A 22,775-nucleotide genomic window follows, 5' to 3' on the forward strand; every position below is an offset into this window, starting at 1 on the left:
GATAATGCACCGAAAAATACCTGCTAAAAGCTTATATCAGGAAAATGTAATTAATTCCATCTTTGAAAAATCAAAGGGTTCCAATTATAATTGGGCTGAAAGACAATTGGCTCAGCGTTCCTTGACTGATAAAAAAGACAGTTCCAATACATTATAAAGATAGTGAATAGTAACGATTTAACCTAATGTTTTCACAAAAAAACCTCAGTAATTTGAGGTTTTTTTGTGTTTTTAAATGACGATTAATTACTCTTTAAACTAGCTATAACTTTTGATTATATTTGTTGAAAAAATGTACATTTCAATTTAGATTTGTGTACATTTCATTTTTTCGATTATAAATCATCCTTCGGTTAGTTAAATAAAAAACGGCGCATCATCAGCGCCGTTTTCTTATTTGAACAGATTACCAGATTTTAACTCTTTTCTCTGGACTCACATACATTTTGTCTCCTTTTTTAATGCCAAAAGCATCATAAAAAGCATCTACATTCTGAATTGGCACAACTGCTCTGTACATTCCAGGTGAATGCGGATCTGTTTTTACCTGATTCTTTAATGCTTCATCTCTGGTTTTAGTTCTCCATACGGTTGCCCATGAAATAAAGAAACGCTGTTCAGGCGTAAATCCGTCAATTAATCCAGGACTTCCATGTGCTTTTAAGTACAATTGCAAACCATCATAAGCTGCATTGATTCCGCCCAGATCTCCAATATTTTCACCTAAAGTAAATTTACCATCTACATGAATTCCCGGCAAAGGCTCTAAAGCACTATACTGATCTGCCAAAGCGGTACCAAGTACTGTAAATTGTTTTAAATCTTCCGGAGTCCACCAGTCTACTAAATTTCCTTCGGCATTGTAACGTGCTCCTGAATCATCAAAACCATGAGAAATTTCATGACCAATTACAGCTCCAATTCCGCCATAATTTACAGCTTCATCCGCCTGATAATTGTAAAACGGAGGTTGTAAAATTGCCGCTGGAAATACAATCTCATTATAAGATGGATTGTAATAAGCATTTACAGTTTGTGGTGACATTCCCCATTCTGTTTTATCAACTGGCTTGTGTAATTTTTCGATTCCTTTGTTAAATTCCCATTTGTCTAAATTGCGGGAATTTTCAAAATAAGTTCCTCCATCGGCAACACTTTTAATTTCAAGTGCTGAATAATCTTTCCATTTGTCCGGATAGCCAACTTTAATACTGATTTTTTTTAACTTATCAATCGCTTTTACTTTTGTAGCTGCAGACATCCAGGTCAAATTATTAATACGATTTTGGTACGCCAGAATGATATTATGAATCATATCGGTTGCTTTCGTTTTTGCTTCAGCAGGAAATACTTTTTCTACGTATAATTTTCCAAGTGCTTCACCAATACTTGTATTTACAACCCTCAATGCTTTTTCTTCGCGAGGCAATTGTTTTATAGCGCCTTTTAATGTTTTACTGTAAAAATCAAAACTAACCGTTTCGATATCTGTAGATAATTTTGTCGAAAATGAATTTAACAAATCCCATTTCAGATATTCTTTCCACTGTGCAACTTTATTTTCGGTAAAAACAGTTTGCAAAGCTTTCATATACTTTGGTTCCATAACCACTACTGTATCTAACTTTACCAAACCAATACCGGTAAAATAAGCATCCCACTTAATAGCCGGCGTTAACTTTTGAAGTTGAGCTACCGTCATTGGGTTATACTGCAAACGACTGTCTCTGCTTTCTACACGATCTAATCTTGGTTTTGATAATTGTGTTTCTAAGGCTAAAATAGCTTCAGCACTTTGCTTTGCTTTGGCTGGAGATTCACCAATAAACTGCATCATTTTTGCCACATGAAGCACATATTTTGCACGTTTCTCTTTAGAATCCTTATCCTCAGATACATAATAATCCTTGTCCGGTAATCCCAATTGGCTTACTCCAAGGCTTACTGAATTTTTAGAACTGTTTTTTTCATCAGCTCCAATATATATTCCGAAAAAAAGAACATTCTTTTCTTTTTGCATTTCAGTCAGATACTTTTGAAGATCACTGATGTTCTTAATAGCATCGATCTTTTTAAAATAAGGCTGCAAAGGAGTTATTCCAACTTTATTTCTTCCTACTGTATCTAATATAGTTGAGAATAAATTAACTGCTTTTCCCTGATCTGTATCCGATTTGTATTTTGGATTTTGGGAAGCTTCTTTCAAAACAGACATCGCATCTTTGTCTGTTTTCTTGATCAGCTCATTAAAACTTCCCCATGTTGTACGATCACTTGGAATTTGAGTCTGATCCAGCCAGGTTCCGTTTACATACTGGAAAAAATCCTGACCTGGGCTAATTTTTGTATTCATGTACGACACATTAATACCGGGTTCTTTTGGAGTTGCATTTTGAGCTTCAACAACTGTAAATGAAGCCATTGCAAAAAATGCGCAGAACAAAGGTCTGCTAAGATTTTTTTTCATTTAAATTTAAGTTTTTTGGTCTTTACTACAAACGTATTCCTAATATTCGAAATCCTATGTTAAAATTTTTGAAATAATCACATCAAAAACGAATTATCATAACATTTTAATGATTATGATCGAATATTTTCATGTATATAAAACCGGTTTTTAAATGAATATTAGAATAGTTTTTGGAATATTTGTTACAAAGAATTTAAATAAAAGTGAGAGCAAAAATACAAAGTGCCGTTTCAGGAAGAATAGATGCAATTGGATTACCAATATTGGCGCTATGTTGGGTGAGTTTCTTTTGGGGCACAACCTGGCTGGCTTCTAAAGAAGGAGTTAGATATATGCCGGCTTTGCAATTGGTAACCATTCGTCAGTTTTTGGCCGGGATTTTATATGTAGGTTATTTTTTTATAAAAAAGGAACCGTGGCCAAAAGGAAAAGAATGGCGAACAATATTGGTTTTAGCAATTTTAAATTTTATGCTTAGTAATGGCTTAAGTACCTGGGGCGTTAAATATATGAGCAGCGGATTAGGCGCTATAATTACTGCGCTTTTTCCCATCTTTATCATTATTATTAATTTTTTTAACGGTTATAAAATTGCACGTGTGGCTTTGCTTGGAATTTTAATTAGTTTTGGAGGTATCTGTATTCTCTTTATCGATTATATTGCTGATATATTAAAACCAGAATTTCAATTTGGGATTGTTTTAATGACTATAGCTACTATCTCATGGGCTTTTGGAATTTTACAAACAAAGAAAAAAGCAGCAAGTTTTAACCCTTATTTTAGTTTAGGATTACAGATGCTGATCTCGAGTGTATTTTTATTTGGAATTACTGAAGCAACAGGAAATAATATTCCACTTGCTGAAATCCCACTGCCTTCATGGTGGGCAATTGCTTATTTAGTTATTATCGGTTCGGTTTTAACTTTTATCGCTTTTATCTATTCATTAAAAAATCTTCCAACAGAAATTAGCAGTATTTATGTTTACATCAATCCAATTGTGGCTATGGTTCTAGGATCTTTTATTTTTGAAGAAATACTTACAAAGGCAGTTGCAATTGGCGCAGGTGTTACATTAACAGGTGTTTATTTAGTAAATAAATCTATTAGAAAAAATAAAGTTTAAAAGTTTTTGCCACGAATTTCACTAATTATCGCTAATTAATTCAAATTGCTAGTTTTTAACAATTCAGTAAATGAGCTGGTTAAGATATGAAAGTATAATCCCTACGGGATATTTTTATCTGGTAGCTGTCTGGTTACCAATATTTAAACCCTAACGGATTATCTATAATCAGTCCTGTTTACAAGATTCCTTTTTCGTAAATAGATAAATACCTCAAAATTATATCTCGTAGAGATTACATATTGGTAACAAATAATTGGAAGAACAAGATTGTCCCTTACGGACTACACATGATTAAGTTGCAACTTGAATTAATTATTGTTTTGTCTTAAAATTTATATCTCAGCATCTATAAACATCGTCTTAAGCCAATCTGATTCGTGACAATTCGTGAAATTTGTGGCAAAAACTTTTTTCTCAATTTGTTATCCTGTTAAAAATAAGAGTTAGTTACCTTTTTAAAATGTGCTTTTTGTATTTTTGCGCCAAATTGTTTTTATGAAATCCTTTCTATATAAATACCGCAAATTTTTTATTGTTCTTATTGTATTTTCAGCTGTAACCATATCCTTATTTTATTCGGCTTTAAAGCCACAAAAAACATTGCCAATTTACAATCCTGCTGATGTAAATCCTGAAATGGTGGACAGTACGGTGCAATACAAAAGTAAGTACCACACTATTGCTGACTTTAAGTTTGTCAACCAAAACGGAGATACGATTACCCAAAAGAATTATGAAGGTAAAATTTATGTAGCCGACTTTTTCTTTACGACTTGCGGCTCAATTTGTCCAAAAATGACAACGAATCTTGAAGAGGTTCAAAAAGCAATTTTGAACAATCCGAAGGTAATGTTACTTTCGCACACTGTTTTTCCTGAAGTAGACAGTATTCCGGTCCTTAAAGAATATGCCATAAAACATCATGTTGTTGACAGTAAATGGAACTTAGTTACGGGAGATAAAAAAGAAATTTATACAATGGCCAGAAAATCGTATCTGGCGGTAAAACTAGGTCGCCCTGATCAATTGTATGATATGGTGCATACAGAGAATTTTGTTTTGGTTGATCAAAAACGACGTGTTCGCGGTTTTTATGACGGAACGAATAAAGAGGAAATTAAACGTCTTTTAAAAGACATCGATTTCTTATGTAAAGAGTAAAATGCCTTATTTTTAGAAACATTTAGCATTTAGAAAAGTGTTAAATGCCTTTGAATAAAGAATAATTGCCTACTTTTGCAATCTAAATTCAATCTAAATAAGCTTTGCAAAATACTATCCACACTCTAAAAAAAGGCGAGAAAGCCATTATCAAAGATTTTGATATCGATCTTATTCCTCTAAAATTATTAGAAATGGGCTGCTTGCCGGGCAACTTAGTCGAATTGCTTCAAATTGCTCCTTTTGGAGATCCATTGTATTTGGATATTAATGGTTCACACGTAGCCATTCGTGTTGAAACTGCTCGTGAAATTGAAGTTGAACTTATCAAAAACAATTTGTAATGAGCATTCAAAATATCAATGTTGCCCTTATCGGGAATCCAAATACTGGAAAAACCTCTGTTTTTAATCAGCTTACAGGTCTAAACCAACAAGTAGGGAATTATCCCGGAATTACTGTCGAAAAGAAAATCGGATTCTGTAAATTACCTCACAACATCAAAGCCAACATTCTGGATTTACCAGGAACTTATAGTCTGAACGCAAGTTCTATGGACGAGAGTGTGGTAATCGAACTTTTACTGAATAAAAACGACAAATTATATCCTGATGTAGCGGTAGTAGTAACAGATGTTGAAAATCTGAAAAGAAATCTACTTATTTACACTCAAATAAAAGATCTTGAAATCCCTACGATTCTTGTTATAAACATGTCAGACCGTATGGAAAGTAAAGGAATTACTTTGGATATTCCTTATTTAGAAGAAAAACTAAAAACTAAAATTGCTTTAGTAAGTTCCCGCAAAGGTCATGGGATCGAGGAGCTAAAAGAATTAATTGTTTCTTATAAAACGATTCCTCACGAACCTTGTTTGAATGCATCGGTTATCGATGAAGACTATTTTGTGAGTTTACAAAAAGCATTTCCAAATCAATTATTGTATAAATTATGGTTGGTGATTACTCAGGATGTGAACTTTTTGAATTTAGACCGAAATGAAATCAGAAGTACTTTTACTAAATCGCATTCAGAATTAAAGCGTTTACAACAAAAGGAAACGATAAAACGTTATCAATTTATAAACGATATTTTAAAACAGGGTTTACAAGTTGATGCTTCGATGGCAAACGACATCAGAGCTAAACTTGATCGTGTTTTAACGCACAAAGTTTGGGGTTATGTTATTTTCTTAGCCATCTTGTTTTTGATTTTCCAGTCGATTTTCAGCTGGTCAACTATTCCAATGGATTTCATCGACAGTACTTTTGCTTCTTTAAGCAGTTGGGTTGCTCAGGAATTGCCAAGCGGAATCCTTACTGATTTACTTTCGCAGGGAATTGTACCGGGAATTGGCGGGGTTATTATATTCATACCACAAATTGCTTTTCTGTTTTTATTTATTTCCATTCTCGAAGAAAGTGGTTATATGAGCCGTGTTGTCTTTTTGATGGATAAAATAATGCGCAAGTTTGGGCTTTCCGGAAAAAGTGTCGTGCCTTTAATTTCAGGAACTGCCTGTGCCATTCCGGCGATTATGGCAACCAGAAATATCGAAAACTGGAAAGAGCGTCTGATTACTATTTTAGTAACTCCGTTTACTACTTGTTCTGCGAGATTACCTGTTTATACGATTATTATTTCATTGGTAATACCGGACGAACGTCTTTTTGGCTTTCTAAATGTGCAGGGTCTGGCTTTGATGTTGTTGTATTTACTAGGTTTTGGAACAGCGATTCTTTCTGCTTATATCTTAAATAAAATATTAAAAATTAGTGCTAAAACGTATTTCGTTGTTGAAATGCCAAGTTATAAATTACCTCTTTTCAAGAACGTTGCTATTAATGTTGTCGAGAAAACAAAAGCATTCGTTGTTGGTGCAGGTAAAATTATCTTAGCAATATCTGTTATTCTATGGTTTTTAGCGTCATACGGACCAGGAAGGAATTTTAACGAAGCTGAAGAAATTGTAAAAGAAAGATTTGTAAATACGCCGCTTGACGAAACTGAATTTGAAAATGAAGTGGCTTCTCAGAAATTAGAGAATTCCTATATCGGAATTATGGGTAAAGCGATTGAACCGGCTATTTCTCCTTTGGGCTATGACTGGAAGATAGGAATTGCAATCATCAGTTCGTTTGCTGCCCGTGAAGTTTTCGTGGGAACACTAGCCACTATTTACAGTGTTGGAGACAGTGAAAACGAAACAACAATTAAAACTAAAATGCAAAATGAAATAAATCCGGAAACGGGTCAGAAAATCTTCAATTTTGCTTCTGGAATTTCATTATTACTCTTTTACGCATTCGCTATGCAATGTGCAAGTACGCTTGCAATCACAAAAAAGGAGACAAACTCCTGGAAATGGCCTGCAATGCAGCTATTCTTAATGAGTGGTCTTGCTTATTTTGTTGCGCTTTTTGCGTATCAACTTTTAAAATAAACGATCATGGTACAAGAAATTATTGCCTTTGTCATACTATTTATCGCCGTTGGCTTTTTGATTAGAAAGTTCTTTTGGAAATCTAAAAAGAAAAAAGACTGTGGTGACGGGAATTGTGGATGTTCTTAGAGAGAAGGTTCAAAGTTACTGAGATTCTAAGTGACTAAGATTTTCTACCGCAAAGTTACACAATCCCGATAGCTATTGGGATCGCAAAGTTTTTTTGCATTATCTGCAAGTCCTGCTGCGCGAAAAGTTTACAAGCTATCTCTTGAAATAGAATTCAAAAAACTAAATACATAATAAAAATGGCTTCATAATCTGAAGCCATTTTTTATTGTTAAAACTTTAACTAAAACTGATACCAACTCTATTATTTCAATCATTATTGATCCGTAAATTTAACAGTAAAAATATTTATAAAAAATGCTGGCAGAAGTTTAAAAGTTGCTACTTTCGATTCGTTTAATAAACCGAACCAAAGACTAACAATTAAAACTCGCTCAGATGGCAAAAAACTTTAGATCAAGATTTTTAAAATTAAGTAAATGGTCCGCCGGACTTTTTATTTTATTATTTGCATTCAGAATTCTGTATGGTTACGTAGCAGCTGATTCAACTTCACGTAATGATTACAGCGATAATTTTTTTGGAAGTATTGATAATCTGCGAAAAAATTACGCTTCAGAAAAAATTGCAATGAAAGGTGATAATATTCAGGCTCCATCTAATATGGCGTCGAGCCAAAAATTTGAAAAGACGGCCTCGATTAAAGCAAAAACATCTGAATTTGATAAAGATGAAAGTCTAATCAAGGCAAAAACAAAATCATACAATGCCATTATTCAATACGAACAAAACCTGGGACAAAAAGGTAACAGGCAAATTCACCTTCTTATTGGAATAAATCCGGCAAAATTCGAGGATTTTTATCTTGAACTTCAGAAAATCGGGGTGCTTAAAGACACTGAGATCACTAAAGTTGACAAAACAAATGAGTACCGCCAACTAAACGCTAAAAAGATTTCGATTGAAAAAATGCTTCAATCGCTGACTGAATTAAAATCTAAAGGTGGACAAATTGCAGATTTCATTTCCCTGAACGATAAAATTTTAGAAGTCGAAGAGCAATTGCAGGGATTGGGAGTTGAACTTGGAAATTTTAATACCGAAAATGAATTCTGTACTGTACGATTTTCGATGTACGAGGGAGCAACAGAAAAAAGTATCAGCTTTATGCACAGAACTAAAGTGGCTCTTGAATGGACAATAAAATATTTTGCAATAATTGCCATTACGTCTCTTTTCATTCTAATAGCCATCTTTGTTTTACTTACCATAATTGATAAACTAAAAATTATAACTACTGTAAACAATAAGTTAAACGAATAATAATAAAAAATGGCTTCGTAATTTGAAGCCATTTTCTATTACTGAAAACTGATACTGAGACTGAAAAACTTATTTAACCCCTTCCCACTCAGCATAAAACTGCGCCAGGAACAACTCCATGAAACGATGTCTTTCGGCAGCGATTTGTTTTCCGGTTTCGGTATTCATTTTATCTTTTAAGAGTAACAGCTTTTCGTAAAAATGATTTATTGTTGGCGCATTATTCTTTTTGTATTCTTCTTTTGTCATATTGGTGACTGGCGCAATTTCCGGATTATATAAGGCTCTGTTTTTAAATCCGCCATAATTGAACGCTCTTGCTACTCCAATCGCTCCTATTGCATCTAAACGGTCCGCATCCTGAACGATATCTAATTCTACAGAGGCAAACTTCTTTTCGAAATTTCCGCCCTTATATGAGATGTTTTCGATAATATTAACCACATGCTGAATAATGGGTGTCGAAACACTTTCAGATTCCAGAAACAAACGTGCCGTTTTTGGCCCAATAGTTTCATCTCCGTTATGAAATTTGCTATCTGCAATATCGTGGAGCAAAGCTCCTAACTGAACCACTAGTAAATCACAATCCGTATCTTTTGCGATTAAAAGTGCATTTTTATACACACGCTCGATATGAAACCAATCGTGTCCGCCTTCGGCGTCATTTAGTTTTTCTTTTACGAAGGCAATTGTTTTGTTTATTAAATCAGAATTACTCATAATGTATGTATTTGTCTGCGTGATTAATAGCACACGGATCTTGCGGATTAAACGGATTTGCGCAGATTATTTTAATCTCTTCTTTCGGAAATCCTTATGGAATAAAAAATGTTGATTGTCAAAGTTTTTCAACCTCAACAATCAACAATATGTTTTTAAATGGCAATATCAAATATCAATTGCAAAAATCAATTTTAAATCTAAAATCAGAAATCTCTAATCTAAAATTTTTACAATCTCGCTGGTTCTACCCATTTAAAGATATGTGATTCTTGCGGAATTACTAATCTCTCCGAAATTCTTGCCATACGGCCTGGTAATTTCATCAAATAATCACGTGCTTTTTCGGCATCGTCTGTTAGACCTGACATTTTATCAATTTCCCATTTATCCATTAATTTCTGCATAATATCTACATAATCGTTTGCAGTGTAAACTCCAATACGTTGTGCAGAATCAGAAAACTGTTCGAAAGCTGAACTTATCTTTTGCCCTGATTCTCTTAAAAAGTGAGCCGGCATAACGATTTTTTGTTTCATCATGTATTGAAACGCCAACATCATTTCGCTTGGATCCACTGCAAAAATGCGGGTAACAAATTCGCTATATGCATGATGATGACGCATTTCGTCACCAGCAATCATTTTACACATTTTAGACAACTTGTTATCACCAAATTTCTTAGCCATTTGGGCTACTCTATTGTGCGAAACATAAGTTGCTAATTCCTGGAAACTAGTGTATACAAAGTTTTTGTATGGGTCAGATCCAGTTCCAATATCAAAACCGTCGTTGATCAGGTGCTGTGTTGTCATTTCGATTTCACGCATGTTCACACGACCGGACAAATACAGGTATTTATTCAATAAATCACCGTGGCGGTTTTCTTCTCCGGTCCATTGTCTGATCCATTTAGACCATCCGTTTCCACCGTTTTCTATCTGATTTATTCCTTCCACATCCATTAACCACGACTCATAAGTTGGCAAAGCCTCTTCAGTGATTGTGTCACCTACAAGCGTTACCCAGAAATCATATGGCAATTCTTTGGCAATTTCACGTAACTCTTTTACCTCCTCAAAGAAATTTTCTCCTTCAGAATTAGGCAAAAAGTCTGACGGCTGCCAAATTTTTTCCACTGGAATTAAATACTGTTCAACGAAGCTATCCACGTTTTTTTCCAAAAACTGCATTACTTCTAATCTAATGTTTTTTATAGACATTACTTATTTTAGATTGGGATTTCTGTTTTAGTTAAATTTCTGAAACAAAAAATCTATTTATACTCGTTTACTCCTTCTACAACTGCCTTCTCTGTCATCGCCATTAAATCAGCAAAGTTATAGTCTTTTACGGCCAAAGCCTTATGCACGGTAAAGGTAAGATGATTTCCTAAACCTACAGGAAAAAGGCCAAATTTTACCATTTTCCATGAATTATTGATACTTACCGGTACTATATACGCAGAAGGCGCATATTTACACAGGATTTTTACACCATTTTGAGCGAACTCTTTAGGTTTTCCTGTTTTACTACGCGTTCCCTCAGGAAAAATAACGGCAGACCTTTTGTATTTTTCAATATATTCAGACAAACCTTTAATTGCCGGAATAGCTTGTTTTGGGTCTTTACGGTCGATTAGCGCTGATCCTCCGTGACGTAAATTATAAGACACACTAGGAATTCCCTTACCTAACTCTTTCTTGCTTACAAATTTACAATGAAAACGTCTAAAATACCAAATCATTGCAATGATATCATACATACTTTGGTGATTGGAAACAAAAATAATAGGAACTCCTGTTGGAATTGTTTCTCTATTTTCGACCTTATAGGTTGTTCCTACCAGATTTGTACATCTTAAAAGGCAGAAATTTAAATAATCAACACTTTTTTTATGAGCCTGATAGCCAAAAACATTTAGGCAAATCCACTGTATTGGATGAAATACAAGCAAACACGAACTAAAAATTAGATAGTAGATTACAGATATTGGATAGGAAATTATTTTTTGCATGCTTAAAAAATTAATGCCCAAAAGTAATAAATATATTTTTAGCCGTATAAAAATCGAAAACAATAACCATTTTATTGTTTAATTGTACCTTTGCACTATAAAATTGCAAATTTTTTCTGAATTAAATGAACTTTACGTACCCAAAAAAAGAACGCTTAAAGAGCAAAACGACAATTGATTTACTGTTTTCTGACGGAAAATCAGTTTCTAAATATCCATTGCGTTTGGTTTACCGTCAAGCGGAAGCTGATGCTGATGAAAAAATCAAAATGGGCGTATCGGTTTCTAAGAAATATTTTAAAAAAGCCGTTGATCGCAATTATTTCAAGCGTGTTTTAAGAGAAACGTACCGATTGAATAAACATTTACTCTTAGACAATATCCAGCAACCGTATTCTATAATGTTTTTTTATCAGACGAAAGACAAATTATCGTACGAAGAAATCAATACCAAAACAATTCAGTTGTTTGAAAAATTCCTTCTGCAGGTAAACAAACCTGTTGATTCTGAAAATAAAACTGATTTGTAATCCTTCGGCCTCAACTTTCTTATCAAATTAGACTTAGGAATATAAAAAAATTGTAGTTTTAGATTTAATTTGAAATTGATATGAGATATATTTTCTTTTTTTTTTTTGTCCTTTTGACGTTTTCAGGTTGCAGTAAACACGAAGAACAAGCTAATATGATGGTTAGTGCCATTAAGCTTCCTCCAAAAAATGAATCTGTAGCAAGTACAGATGCACAAGAAGACATAGCTGACCCTGCCTCTCCTCAAATTCCTCAAAAAATTATTAAAGAGGCTTCTCTTCGATTTGAAACTGATAACTTAGAAGATACCTTCAATAGAATTCAAACTGCAGTTACTTTAAATAAGGCGACGATTCAGAATGATTCTGAAGGCAAAGATTACAACAACATCTAAAGAAATCTAACTATTCGTGTTCCAAGTCAAAACTTCGATGCTTTTATAAATGCTATCTCAAAAGGTGTTTCTTATTTTGAAAGAAAAGATATTTCTTCTCAAAATGTTACTGAACAATACATTGACCTTACTTCGAGATTAAATACGAAACGCAAACTTGAAGAACGCTATCTTCAGATTCTTCAAAGAGCAACCAAAATTAGTGAGGTCTTAGAAATTGAGAAACAAATTTCGACAATTCGCGAAGAAATTGAAGCCAAAGAAGGACAACTGAAATATCTGGAAAGCCGCGTTTCTGAGAGTACTGTTACCATCGAATTCTACAAAACTATTGCTCAAAAAGAAGGTGTTAAAACTTCGTACGGATCAAAAATCTGGGCAGCGATTCAATCCGGATTTTATAGTCTGTCAGAATTTTTGATATCGATCATTAGTGTTTGGCCATTTATTATAGTATTTTGCATATTCGCCTATTTTATTAGAAAAAGATTTAAAAGAAAAAAAATATAATCATGTATCCTTATTTCAAAAAGAAATTCATCATACCAACTGTTGCGGCAGGGTTTTTATTTATTGGAACCAGTTTCAAAGACGACTTTTTTGAGATTGCGAAACAAATCGAAATCTTTACTACATTGTTCAAAGCGGTTAATACCAATTATGTCGACGAGACAAATCCCGGCGATTTGATGGATAAAGCCATAAAAAGCATGTTGGGAAGTTTAGATCCTTATACAGTTTATTTTAATGAGCAGGATGTTGTTAATTTTAAAATTAATAATACGGGAGAATATACCGGAATTGGCGCTTTGATATCCAGAAAGAAAGATCGCTTAGTGGTTCGTGAACCTTATAAAAATTATCCTGCTGATAAAGCCGGACTTAAAGCGGGTGATGAAATTATTCAGATTGGTGATGTTTTAATCGCTGATTTTAAGGATGATGCTTCACAATTGCTGAAAGGAACTAAAAACACTAAAATTCAGGTCAAATACCTTCGTCAGGGAAAACCTTTTACAACAACACTGATTTTGGATGAAGTTGATATTAAATCGGTTCCGTTCTTTGGAAAAATCGACGATAAAACGGGTTATATTGTTTTGGCACATTTTAGCCGAAAAGCTTCCAATGAAGTAAAAGACGCACTTGAAAAATTAAAAGCTGACGGCGCCACACAAATCGTACTTGATTTAAGAGGAAATCCTGGTGGTTTACTTAATGAAGCCATTGATATTTGCAATTTATTTGTTCCGAAGAATGAGGTAATTGTAACTACAAAATCAAGAATCGAGAAACATAACAATACTTATAAGACGACTAAAGAACCTGTGGATACCCAAATTCCCCTGGCGATTTTAGTCAACGGACGAAGTGCTTCTGCCTCTGAAATTGTTTCTGGAGCTTTGCAGGATTTAGATCGCGCGGTGGTTTTAGGAAGCCGCAGTTTTGGTAAAGGCTTGGTTCAACGTTCTGTTGATCTAACTTACGGAACGCAGTTAAAAGTTACTATTTCCCGTTATTATACTCCTTCAGGTCGTTGCATTCAGGCATTAGATTATGCACACAAAGATAAAAACGGTGTGGCTCAAAAAACGGATGCTAAAAACTTCAATGCTTTTAAAACGAGAAAAGGAAGAACGGTTTATGACGGCGGCGGTGTTTTGCCGGATATCGAATTAGACGAAGCGAAAACAAGTCCAATTACAACTGCGTTATTAAAAAATGACGGAATCTTTGATTACGCTACAACGTATTATTATAAAAATCAAAATCAGGGAGATAAGATCCCAACAGTCTCTGACGGTGATTATGCAAGTTTTAAGCAATACTTAAAAACGAATAAAATAAGTTTTGATACGGAAACCGAAGTTGCCCTGAAAAACACTTTGGCTGCTGCTAAAAACGAAAAAATTGACGAAACTATTGCTCCGGAATATCAGCAATTATTAGCTGCTTTGGAAAAAAGTGAAACTACTTTACTGGATAAAAACCAAAAGGAAATTAGAAATCTGATTCAGGAAGAATTAATCAAGAGATACCAATATCAGGAAGGTTTATATCAGTTTTACATTAAAAACAATTCGGAGATTAAGAAAGCCGTTAATGTTTTAAATAATCAGACGGAGTATAAGTCGATTTTGAAGATGTAAAAAATAAAATGCCGTATTGCAAATAAACAGCAGTACGGCACTTTATTTTTATTCAGGCTATTAATTTGTATCTAATATTAGGAATTTTTGATCAACTTTTATCTTTACTTAATTTAGTGTTAGAGGCCTATTCGAAGATGTATTATCAGTATCATCTTCAAGACTATCCAAAAGTTTCCGTAAAAATAAAACTCGCATTTACTCGTGATTTTTCGCCTTCTCAAGTTGTAAATTCAATTTCCGGGTATAATCTTTCCGGGTAATAACCAAATACAACGTCCTTTTTAAATGACATTACTTTACCTACGGTTATTTTTTTCTTAATTTACGTCTTTACGGACCACTCCTGTAAATAATACTATTTGAAAATTACCGTCTCCATAACTATATGCATATTGAACAAATGCAATTCTATCATTTAATGGCCAATACGCTGTAATGTATGTATCATGGCTAAAAAATTCTTCTGACGCTTCAAAAATAATTTCAGCTGTACGAGTTGCCTCTGGAAGTTTTCCCGGAATATCTTTATAGATATCTGGGTCAGCTATAAATTCTGGCTCAGTACCAAATTTGTTTTTTATTAGTGAGACTGCATCTGTAAAAAATTGCGCATATTGATTTTTAAAATCCAGAACCTCATCTTCATAGACTTCAAAAGGATCTTCATCTTCATCCTCCTCATCAAAATCTTGCTCAGAATCGAGATAACCAACCTCTAGAAAACCTATTATTTGGTTTTCGTTATTCATAAACATTTCTGCGCCACCGATAGAGTCGTCACCATCAAATTTAATTGAAGTTTCTTCTTCGGGAAACTCTTTTAAAATAAGTTGACTAAGCTGATCCGGAATTTCAGCAAATCTTTTTGTAAAGTTGTTATTAATTTCTCCATAACCTTTTTCTATTTTTTCAGCAAGTAATTTATTTGCTTCCTTTTCGCAAGTGATAGCATCAGCAAACTCTTTGGTACTACTTTGCCCATTTGTTCCAATTTTTCCATAAGTTACCGTGAAGCTCGTATTACTGACCTCTATTTGCCAGAACTTACTACTTTTATCGTCATTGTAAATAAGGTTATGTTTCATCTTTTGATAATTTTAAGTGTATAATAGCTATATACGGATGCAAAAATACTTGAATACACTCTTTTCGATTACCATTAAAAAACATTATCCTAACAGGATAGGACAAAAGCGAAATCTTAAATTATTTTTATAACCTTTATTGTCTTTCAAAAGCTATAAAACTTATTTCACCTTTTGAGGTATGGTAGATTTGTTTAAATCTTATATTACAAACAATTCGGAGATTAAGAAAACTGTTAATGTTTTAAATAATCAGACGGAGTATAAGTCGATTTTGAAGATGTAAAAAAAAAGAAGAAAAATGAAGGTTTTAACCTCTTTTTTTCTTCTTAGATCAACTGCTCATTAAGCCAAACGACGATATCATTTATTGCTTTTTCGAATTGGTTGAATAAACTATGTTCTGAATTTTTAAAAATTATAAGTTTTGATTTATAACCTTTTCTTTTAGTCTTTTTATAAAGCTCTTTGCTATCAGAAACCGAAACTCTCTCATCCTGATCTCCATGCATGAATAAAAAGCTTTCTTTTTTGTTTAAAATAGAATCAATCTGAAAGATAGGAGATATTTTATTCGAGTAATAAATGGAATCCAAAGCATAATTTCTGACTCTATTTTGGTAAACAACAAACATCTCTTTTCTATTTGTTTTGAGTATATCACTTGGTCCCGCAATATTAATTGTGGTTCTGATTTTTTTTGTTCTTTTCAATAACTGAAAATTTGTAATACCACCTCTGCTCCAACCTATTTGAGCAATTTTAGTAGTGTCAGCAGTTTGAATGTTATTGATAATACCAAACAAAGACATTACATCATCGATATCTTTGCCTCCAAATTCATCTAGGCCTTCACTTCCCTCAGAACCTCTTAATTGTGATCCAATTATAATAAAACCTCTACTGGCAATTTTAGATAAAAAAGCAATAATATACTGATCATTGACCATTCCAAAACTTCCATTACCACCTCGATTAAAGATTATTACGGGATACTTCTTTCCTTCTTCATTTGGCAATAATAAAAATCCTTTGACCTTTGTTTTGTCAAAAGAGTGATAGGTTATATCATAGATGTTCACTTTTTCGAGTTGCTTTTGGACTTTTTTCATTTTACTGTATTTCTCCAAAGGGAATCTATCGGTCATAGAATAGTCTTTATTTTCTATTGTTGACTGAGCATTCGTAGTGACTAAGAAAAATAAGACCAAAATAACTAAACAATGTTTCATCTTATGAGCTCTTTTATTTTCTATTTTACAATCGAAAGAAAGTATTCTGAAAAAGGACAAAATGTATTTTCTAATTATGTCTATTCAATTATTTCAAAAAAAATAAAGAAAATTAAATCAATTGAAAGACGTCTGCGGCTAATTACGTTGCATCTCAATATGCGGAATATCGTCCTCCAGATACATTTCGCTGGTTTGAACAAATCCATGACTTTCGTAGAATTTCTTTAAGTATAATTGGGCACCTATGGTAATTTTATCTTTATTGAAGTTCGATTTTATGGCTGCAATGGCTTCGCGCATTAAATCGTGTCCCCATTTTCTATCGCGATAGTTGGCATCGACAACTACTCTGCCTATTGAAGCGTTCTCAAAACTAATTCCGGCATCGAACAAGCGCACATATGCAACTGTTTTACCATCGTATTCGCCAATTAGGTGTAATGCTTTCTTATCTTTTCCGTCAAGGTCTAAATAAACGCAATTTTGTTCGACTACAAAGATCTCACTTCTTAATTGTAGCAAATCATACAACTCATGAACCGTTAATGCCTCAAACGGCTTTATTTTCCATTTTAATTCCATTCTCTGTTTATTCCTTATTTTTTATTTCTATTCTCTATCTTCTATTCTCCATCTTCTATTTTCTATTCTCTTTTCTCTTTACTCTATTCTCTATTCTCTATTTCAAAATGAGTTTAAGCCACTTAGAATTTTATCGTTTATCGATTTTGACTGATTTTATAATGGCTTCCAGATCGAACATTAAGTCTCTTTCCTGATTGGAGGGGGAATAACAAAATCCTTCGATAACTAAAATTCGATTGTATTTTTCGTCTACAATTGCATAATTGATAAATGGACCAGACATAAAATCATTTTTTAACTCCCAGTTTCCTCTGGTTTCATATGCTTTTTTTTCATCTAAAGTAATGGTCGAAAAATAAGGCGCATAAGCTTCACCGGTAATCATTTTGGTGTTTGGTTCACGTCCTTTGATATAACTTCCCACAGAATCACGCATTTTGATAATATTACCAACAACATTTGAGCTCTTTTTAAAATTACGTAAGGGTATCTGGTAAATAAGTAAACTTGTATTGCCACTGATTATATCTTTTTTTAACCAGATGAAGTTCTTTTTATGCAACATGTATTCGTACCCTGTTGGAATCTGGATGTCGATATGGAATTTGTTTTTTATGATCGTAGGGTTTAATAGCGATTTGCTATTGTCTTCCTGGACTTTTTGAATCTCTGCGTCACGAATCATTTTGATTATTTGCGCAGAGTTTAGTTCGATGCTGCAAATAATATCATCGACAGATTTACCGTAGATACGAAATGTATTGTGTGGTAATGATTTACTGTGGGTGATTTCGAATTTATCTGTATTGGCTTTTTTAACTACTATAATGCTTCGGCTATCGGTTACGAAACCTTCGAGTAAACGGGCCGGATATTGATTTATGGTAAATAATGGTTCTTCCTGGGTGAGTCCCAGAACTGGTGAAGCAAATTTATTTCGGATACTATCGCCTACTTCTCCATACCACAATTGATCGTCTATAATGATAGAGATCGAGTTGGTTTTGCCGGATACTGGCTGGGATTGCTTTTCGTTCCTGAAACACGAAATGAGCATAAACGGAATTAACAGCAATAAAAAATGGGTTTTATTCATTTTCTTAATTTATGAAATAAAACCCAAATTTATGTAAGATTTTTTATTATCCGTTTATTTTAAGTTTCATTCCTGGTTTAATTTCTCCGTCTTTAATATTATTCCATTTTTTAATATCTGAAATGGTAACTCCAGGATATTTTTTAGAAATACTATACAACGAATCTCCTTTTTTAACGTAATAATCTTCTGCAAGGTCTTTGGCTGAAGTCGCTTTTTTCCTGAATGAATCAATCGAAGAACTGGAAGCTATTGCAGTAGTTACTGCACTTTCTTCAATAATTTCAGGAACTGCTTTGGCAACTACCAATGTTTTACCTAAACCAATATTATTTGAAGTCAGACTATTTAGTTCTTTTAGATCAGCAATAGTCGTACCGAATTTTTTAGCAATGCTTCCTAAATTATCTCCGGCCGCAACAACATATTCTTGCGAGTGTGTATTGTTTTTGTCTTTATCATCAACTGCAGCAATTGCTTCTTCTGATTTTTTCTCGATTGCAAGTGTTGCTTTTATCTCTTTTGGATTTTTAACAACTGCATCAATATCTGATTTAATCTTTAGGCTTCTTCCAAGTGCAACGGCATTTGTTTTAAGGTTATTCCATTTTTTCAAATCGATAATATTCACATTATACTTTGCTGCGATGGTACCTAAATTATCACCTTTTCTAACTTTGTACCATTTTAAATCTGTATCGATTGTTCTCTCTGGTCTTGCATGTGCTTTAGGGGCAACTTTTAAAGCCAATTGAGCCGGTAACGTTTTATTTTGTGATTGATAGGCTACGTAGTCGTAAATTTTATCCTCATTGGAAACAAACGTTGCAATTTTATCTTTGGGTAAACGCAAATAATGCGGTTCTCCCTGATAAAATGGTACTACATTTAATTTATACGAAGGATTTAAAAGTTGTATCTGAGATTGTGGCATGTCTAACAAATCTGCAATTTGTTTGAATGACATTTGATTTTTAATCTGAACTGTATCTGTTTCAAAGTTTTTAACTACGGCTCTCTGCGGATTGATTCCGTGTTCTTTATGGTATTCAAAAAGATACATTGTAGCTAGAAAAGCAGGAACATAACCTTGGGTTTCTTTTGGAAGATGGTTACGAATGTCCCAGTAACTTGTTTTTCCTCCGGAACGACGAATTGCTTTGGTAACATTTCCGGGTCCTGAATTGTATGAAGCGAGAACAAGCTCCCAATCTCCAAAAATGTTATACATTTTTGTCATGTATTCAGATGCTGCGGCTGTAGCTTTAAGAGGATCGCTGCGTTCATCAATGTACGAATCTATTTTCAGGGCATATTGTTTACCTGTTCCGTACATGAATTGCCAAATTCCGGTGGCGCCCATTTTAGAAACTGCTTTAGGATTTAAAGCAGATTCTACAACGGCTAAATATTTAATTTCTAAAGGTACGTTCTGTCTGGCAAAAGCATCTTCAAAAATCGGGAAATAATATTCTGATAAAGCCATTAATCGGGAAAACGATTTTTTACGATTCTTAAGAAATGACTTTATTATATTTTCTAAACCTTGATTGTATTCAATATTAAATGGTGATTTGCCATTCATTGCCTTCAAACGCTGTTTCAACAATTCTGTTGGCAATTCTTCATCAACTGTAACATCTGTGTTGATGGTTTGAATGTCTTTTGTTAAGTCATCATAAATATCTAAACTTACTAATTCATTCATCCAAAGACTGTCAACCCTGGTTGCCATTTCGTCTTTTTTGAATGAGTTCTTAACAGAATCTAAATAGGATATCTTTACAATTGGCTTAATTTCAATATCTGTTTTTGCAACATCCTGCGCAAAAATTGACATAGAAAAAAACACCGAAACTACTATTGATATTTTTTTTACAATCATATAACATTTTTTTAAAATTCTATAATTCAAAGCATTACAGAAACCTTACTTTTGCAAACTTAACCAGTTTATGCATGTAAACTATCTAAAAAAATGTTAATTGTGATAATTTAGTCCAAAATCGCAGCGATTCCAGGCAAAACTTTTCCTTCTAACATTTCAAGCATAGCCCCACCACCAGTGGATACATAACTCATTTTATCTTCGAATCCGAATTGTTTTACTGCAGCAACTGAATCTCCACCACCTACTAATGAAAATGCTCCTTTTTCTGTAGCTTCAGCGATATAATCTCCTAAAGCAATTGTTCCTTTAGAGAATGATTCCATTTCGAAAACTCCTAATGGACCGTTCCATAAAATAGTTTTTGACTCTAAAATTACTTTTTTGAAGTTCTCTAAAGATTTAGGACCTGCATCAAGACCTTGCCATCCATCAGGAATTTCTCTTACGTCTACTACTTTTGTATTTGCTGTATTTGAGAAATCATCTGCAGCAATAACATCAACAGGAATATGAATCTGAACTCCTTTTTCTTTAGCTAGTCTTAAAATTTCAAGTGCTAATTCTTGTTTGTCATCTTCACAAATAGAATCTCCAATTTTACCACCTTGTGCTTTAATGAATGTAAAAGTCATTCCGCCGCCAATGATCATGTGATCTACTTTGTCTAAGATATTTTCGATAACGGTGATTTTAGAAGATACTTTAGATCCTCCAAGAACTGCTGTTACCGGTTTTTCGCTATTTTTAAGTACTTTGTTTAAACTTTCTATTTCTTTTGCTAACAATGTTCCAAAACATTTTTCTGTTGGAAAAAATTGAGCAATAATAGTTGTTGAAGCGTGCGCTCTGTGTGCAGTTCCAAAAGCATCATTTACATAGATGTCTCCTAGTGATGCCAATTCTTTTGCAAAAGCAACATCTCCAGCTTCTTCTTCTGCGTGAAAACGTAAATTTTCAAGCAATAAAACTTCTCCTGGTTTTAAATCTTTGGCTGCAGTCTGAGCTACTTCCCCAACACAGTTTTCGGCAAACTTAACCTCAACTCCTAAAATTTCAGAAGCTGTTTTCAAAATATGTTTCAAAGAATATTTTTCTTCAACACCTTTTGGTCTTCCTAAATGCGACATCAAAATTACACTTCCGCCTTGTGCTAAAATAGCATCAATAGTTGGTTTTGCAGCTTCGATACGTGTAGCATCAGTTACATTAAAATTTTCATCCAGTGGTACATTAAAGTCAACACGGATAATTGCTTTTTTATTTTTAAAATCGAAATCGTTTAAAGTTTTCATTAGATAATTTTTTAGTTTTTTTGAAAGAAAAACAAAGATATAACTTTTAAAGTACTAATAAATTTGATAAATAATAAAAATAACCTACCTATAACAACGAAAACGATGTAAATGATAAAAAAAAACAAATTATATATTAAATACGCTTAAAAAGCTTAATTAATCACGAATCGGACTTTGTGTACAAGGACAGTTACTAATTGCCTGTAAGAAATCGAAACCTATTGTTATGGAGTGTGTTCCTGTGTTATAGTTTCCGAGCTGGTTGAACATTACCTGATACGAATATCCAAAATAAAATTTAGATTTCATGAAACCTACCATTGGCCCTACTGATAAAGGTTTTGGGAACTGATCGTTTAGGAAACGGTATGAAACTCCTACCCAATAATAGTCTTCGTAACGGTTGTAACGTCTGTATTTGAAGTTGAAATCGGTTGTAGAACGTCCGTCACTTGCAAAATACTGGTAGTAAACTGATGGTTCGTATTCGATACGGCTGTTTTCTCCGTCTTTAAAAACATAACCAGTATACACTTGATAGTTCGAAAGCAGGTTAGGCTCAACTCCTCTGTATTTATCGGTATTTTTCTTTAGTATATTATTGACATTCAAACTGGCATAAAATCCTTTGTTACGATACAAAAGACTGACATCGAAGTTGTTGTTTGCATTATAACGATTATCTGTTACGGAAGGATCTATAACGGGATGTTCTATTGTAGTATCAAACTCATTCGTATTAATTCGGAAAGTATTAAAGTTATACGAAATTCCGAATGATAAATATTGCTTTGAATAATAATCTAAAATAATATGATGGGCGAAAGAAACTTTTGCTCCTGTTTGACGCGTATAACCATTTCTGTCATTATAAAGTGAAATACCTACTCCGGAACGATCCAGAACTCTAAAATCTGCATAAAGCGATTGGTTATCCGGTGCATCTTTAATACCCACCCATTGTGTAAGACCGTTGGCTCTAATTCTAAGGTTATCTCCAATACCGGCAAAAGCGGGCGAAATAACAAAAGGATTGTCTGCTAAATATTGCGTAAAAACTGGTAGGTTTAACTCTTGGCTGTAACTTGTTGTTACAGCCATGAGTACTAAAGATAAAATAAACTTTTTCATTGTAATTAATTTTTTAGATAACATCATCAGGGGCTCTTATTTT

21 protein-coding genes are annotated in these 22,775 nt (G+C 33.5%); 10 read left to right on the forward strand and 11 right to left on the reverse strand.

The genetic code is table 11. From position 1 onward, the window contains the following. Window positions 1-406: 406 nt before the first annotated feature. Window positions 407-2,467 carry a M13 family metallopeptidase gene (locus NJT12_RS14825; protein WP_271336694.1) on the reverse strand — a complete coding sequence of 687 codons (2,061 nt, stop codon included), beginning with the start codon at window positions 2,465-2,467 and terminating at the stop codon, window positions 407-409. A 206-nt stretch (window positions 2,468-2,673) separates the two neighbouring features. Here NJT12_RS14825 and NJT12_RS14830 point away from each other — a divergent pair, with 206 nt between their 5' ends. The 6 genes from NJT12_RS14830 (at window position 2,674) to NJT12_RS14855 (ending at window position 8,596) form a co-directional block, all read left to right on the forward strand. Then, window positions 2,674-3,597 carry a DMT family transporter gene (locus NJT12_RS14830; RefSeq protein WP_271336695.1) on the forward strand — a complete coding sequence of 308 codons (924 nt, stop codon included), beginning with the start codon at window positions 2,674-2,676 and terminating at the stop codon, window positions 3,595-3,597. 498 nt (window positions 3,598-4,095) lie between these two features. Next, a complete protein-coding gene (locus tag NJT12_RS14835; RefSeq protein WP_271336696.1) occupies window positions 4,096-4,761 on the forward strand; it encodes an SCO family protein in 666 nt (221 codons plus the stop codon). 104 nt (window positions 4,762-4,865) lie between these two features. Next, complete coding sequence (locus NJT12_RS14840; protein ID WP_264525774.1) at window positions 4,866-5,105, forward strand: FeoA family protein; 240 nt, start codon at window positions 4,866-4,868, stop codon at window positions 5,103-5,105. Continuing rightward, a complete protein-coding gene (feoB, locus tag NJT12_RS14845) occupies window positions 5,105-7,204 on the forward strand; it encodes a ferrous iron transport protein B (RefSeq protein WP_271336697.1) in 2,100 nt (699 codons plus the stop codon). Before NJT12_RS14840 ends, feoB begins: the two co-directional genes overlap by 1 nt. 6 nt (window positions 7,205-7,210) lie before the next feature. Next, the gene (locus tag NJT12_RS14850; protein ID WP_276598342.1) at window positions 7,211-7,333 is read left to right on the forward strand and encodes a FeoB-associated Cys-rich membrane protein; all 123 of its coding nucleotides are present in this window, start codon (window positions 7,211-7,213) and stop codon (window positions 7,331-7,333) included. Window positions 7,334-7,711: 378 nt separating this feature from the next. Continuing rightward, on the forward strand, window positions 7,712-8,596 hold the full coding sequence (locus NJT12_RS14855) for a DUF4349 domain-containing protein (RefSeq protein ID WP_271336698.1): 885 nt from the start codon (window positions 7,712-7,714) through the stop codon (window positions 8,594-8,596). Between the two features lie 69 nt (window positions 8,597-8,665). Here NJT12_RS14855 and NJT12_RS14860 read toward each other — a convergent pair whose 3' ends face one another. The 3 genes from NJT12_RS14860 to NJT12_RS14870 all read right to left on the reverse strand — a co-directional run bounded on the left by NJT12_RS14860 (window position 8,666) and on the right by NJT12_RS14870 (window position 11,336). Next, window positions 8,666-9,319: an HD domain-containing protein gene (locus NJT12_RS14860; RefSeq protein ID WP_271336699.1), complete on the reverse strand. Its 654-nt coding sequence runs from the start codon at window positions 9,317-9,319 to the stop codon at window positions 8,666-8,668. Window positions 9,320-9,549: 230 nt separating this feature from the next. Then, window positions 9,550-10,542, reverse strand: a complete 993-nt coding sequence (locus NJT12_RS14865; RefSeq protein WP_271336700.1) for an acyl-ACP desaturase — start codon at window positions 10,540-10,542, stop codon at window positions 9,550-9,552. Window positions 10,543-10,595: 53 nt separating this feature from the next. Further along, window positions 10,596-11,336: a lysophospholipid acyltransferase family protein gene (locus NJT12_RS14870; RefSeq protein ID WP_271336701.1), complete on the reverse strand. Its 741-nt coding sequence runs from the start codon at window positions 11,334-11,336 to the stop codon at window positions 10,596-10,598. 125 nt (window positions 11,337-11,461) lie between these two features. On the opposite strand from NJT12_RS14870, the gene rnpA reads away from it, so the two are divergent. The 4 genes from rnpA to NJT12_RS14890 all read left to right on the forward strand — a co-directional run bounded on the left by rnpA (window position 11,462) and on the right by NJT12_RS14890 (window position 14,411). Next, window positions 11,462-11,866 (forward strand): ribonuclease P protein component, encoded by a 405-nt coding sequence (gene rnpA / locus NJT12_RS14875; RefSeq protein ID WP_271336702.1) that lies wholly within the window; start codon window positions 11,462-11,464, stop codon window positions 11,864-11,866. 80 nt (window positions 11,867-11,946) lie between these two features. Further along, the gene (locus NJT12_RS14880; protein WP_271336703.1) at window positions 11,947-12,261 is read left to right on the forward strand and encodes a DUF4349 domain-containing protein; all 315 of its coding nucleotides are present in this window, start codon (window positions 11,947-11,949) and stop codon (window positions 12,259-12,261) included. Window positions 12,262-12,315: 54 nt separating this feature from the next. Then, window positions 12,316-12,771, forward strand: a complete 456-nt coding sequence (locus NJT12_RS14885) for a DUF4349 domain-containing protein (RefSeq protein ID WP_271336746.1) — start codon at window positions 12,316-12,318, stop codon at window positions 12,769-12,771. Between the two features lie 2 nt (window positions 12,772-12,773). Further along, window positions 12,774-14,411, forward strand: coding sequence for a S41 family peptidase (locus tag NJT12_RS14890; protein WP_271336704.1), 1,638 nt, complete (start codon window positions 12,774-12,776; stop codon window positions 14,409-14,411). Window positions 14,412-14,731: 320 nt separating this feature from the next. Here NJT12_RS14890 and NJT12_RS14895 read toward each other — a convergent pair whose 3' ends face one another. From NJT12_RS14895 to NJT12_RS14925, 7 genes are all read right to left on the reverse strand, one after another. Further along, window positions 14,732-15,499: a WGR domain-containing protein gene (locus NJT12_RS14895; protein WP_271336705.1), complete on the reverse strand. Its 768-nt coding sequence runs from the start codon at window positions 15,497-15,499 to the stop codon at window positions 14,732-14,734. A gap of 329 nt (window positions 15,500-15,828) precedes the next feature. Then, window positions 15,829-16,731 (reverse strand): alpha/beta hydrolase family protein, encoded by a 903-nt coding sequence (locus NJT12_RS14900; RefSeq protein ID WP_271336706.1) that lies wholly within the window; start codon window positions 16,729-16,731, stop codon window positions 15,829-15,831. Between the two features lie 138 nt (window positions 16,732-16,869). Further along, on the reverse strand, window positions 16,870-17,316 hold the full coding sequence (locus NJT12_RS14905; RefSeq protein ID WP_271336708.1) for a GNAT family N-acetyltransferase: 447 nt from the start codon (window positions 17,314-17,316) through the stop codon (window positions 16,870-16,872). Window positions 17,317-17,446: 130 nt separating this feature from the next. Beyond that, window positions 17,447-18,415 carry a DUF4837 family protein gene (locus tag NJT12_RS14910; RefSeq protein ID WP_271336709.1) on the reverse strand — a complete coding sequence of 323 codons (969 nt, stop codon included), beginning with the start codon at window positions 18,413-18,415 and terminating at the stop codon, window positions 17,447-17,449. A 46-nt stretch (window positions 18,416-18,461) separates the two neighbouring features. After that, window positions 18,462-20,300, reverse strand: a complete 1,839-nt coding sequence (locus NJT12_RS14915) for a LysM peptidoglycan-binding domain-containing protein (RefSeq protein WP_271336711.1) — start codon at window positions 20,298-20,300, stop codon at window positions 18,462-18,464. A 110-nt stretch (window positions 20,301-20,410) separates the two neighbouring features. Next, window positions 20,411-21,598 (reverse strand): phosphoglycerate kinase, encoded by a 1,188-nt coding sequence (locus NJT12_RS14920; RefSeq protein ID WP_271336712.1) that lies wholly within the window; start codon window positions 21,596-21,598, stop codon window positions 20,411-20,413. A 159-nt stretch (window positions 21,599-21,757) separates the two neighbouring features. Next, window positions 21,758-22,732 carry a PorP/SprF family type IX secretion system membrane protein gene (locus tag NJT12_RS14925; protein ID WP_271336713.1) on the reverse strand — a complete coding sequence of 325 codons (975 nt, stop codon included), beginning with the start codon at window positions 22,730-22,732 and terminating at the stop codon, window positions 21,758-21,760. Between the last annotated feature and the right edge of the window lie 43 nt (window positions 22,733-22,775).

Origin of the sequence: Flavobacterium azizsancarii (assembly GCF_027980145.1) — a bacterium.
Taxonomy (GTDB): domain Bacteria; phylum Bacteroidota; class Bacteroidia; order Flavobacteriales; family Flavobacteriaceae; genus Flavobacterium; species Flavobacterium azizsancarii.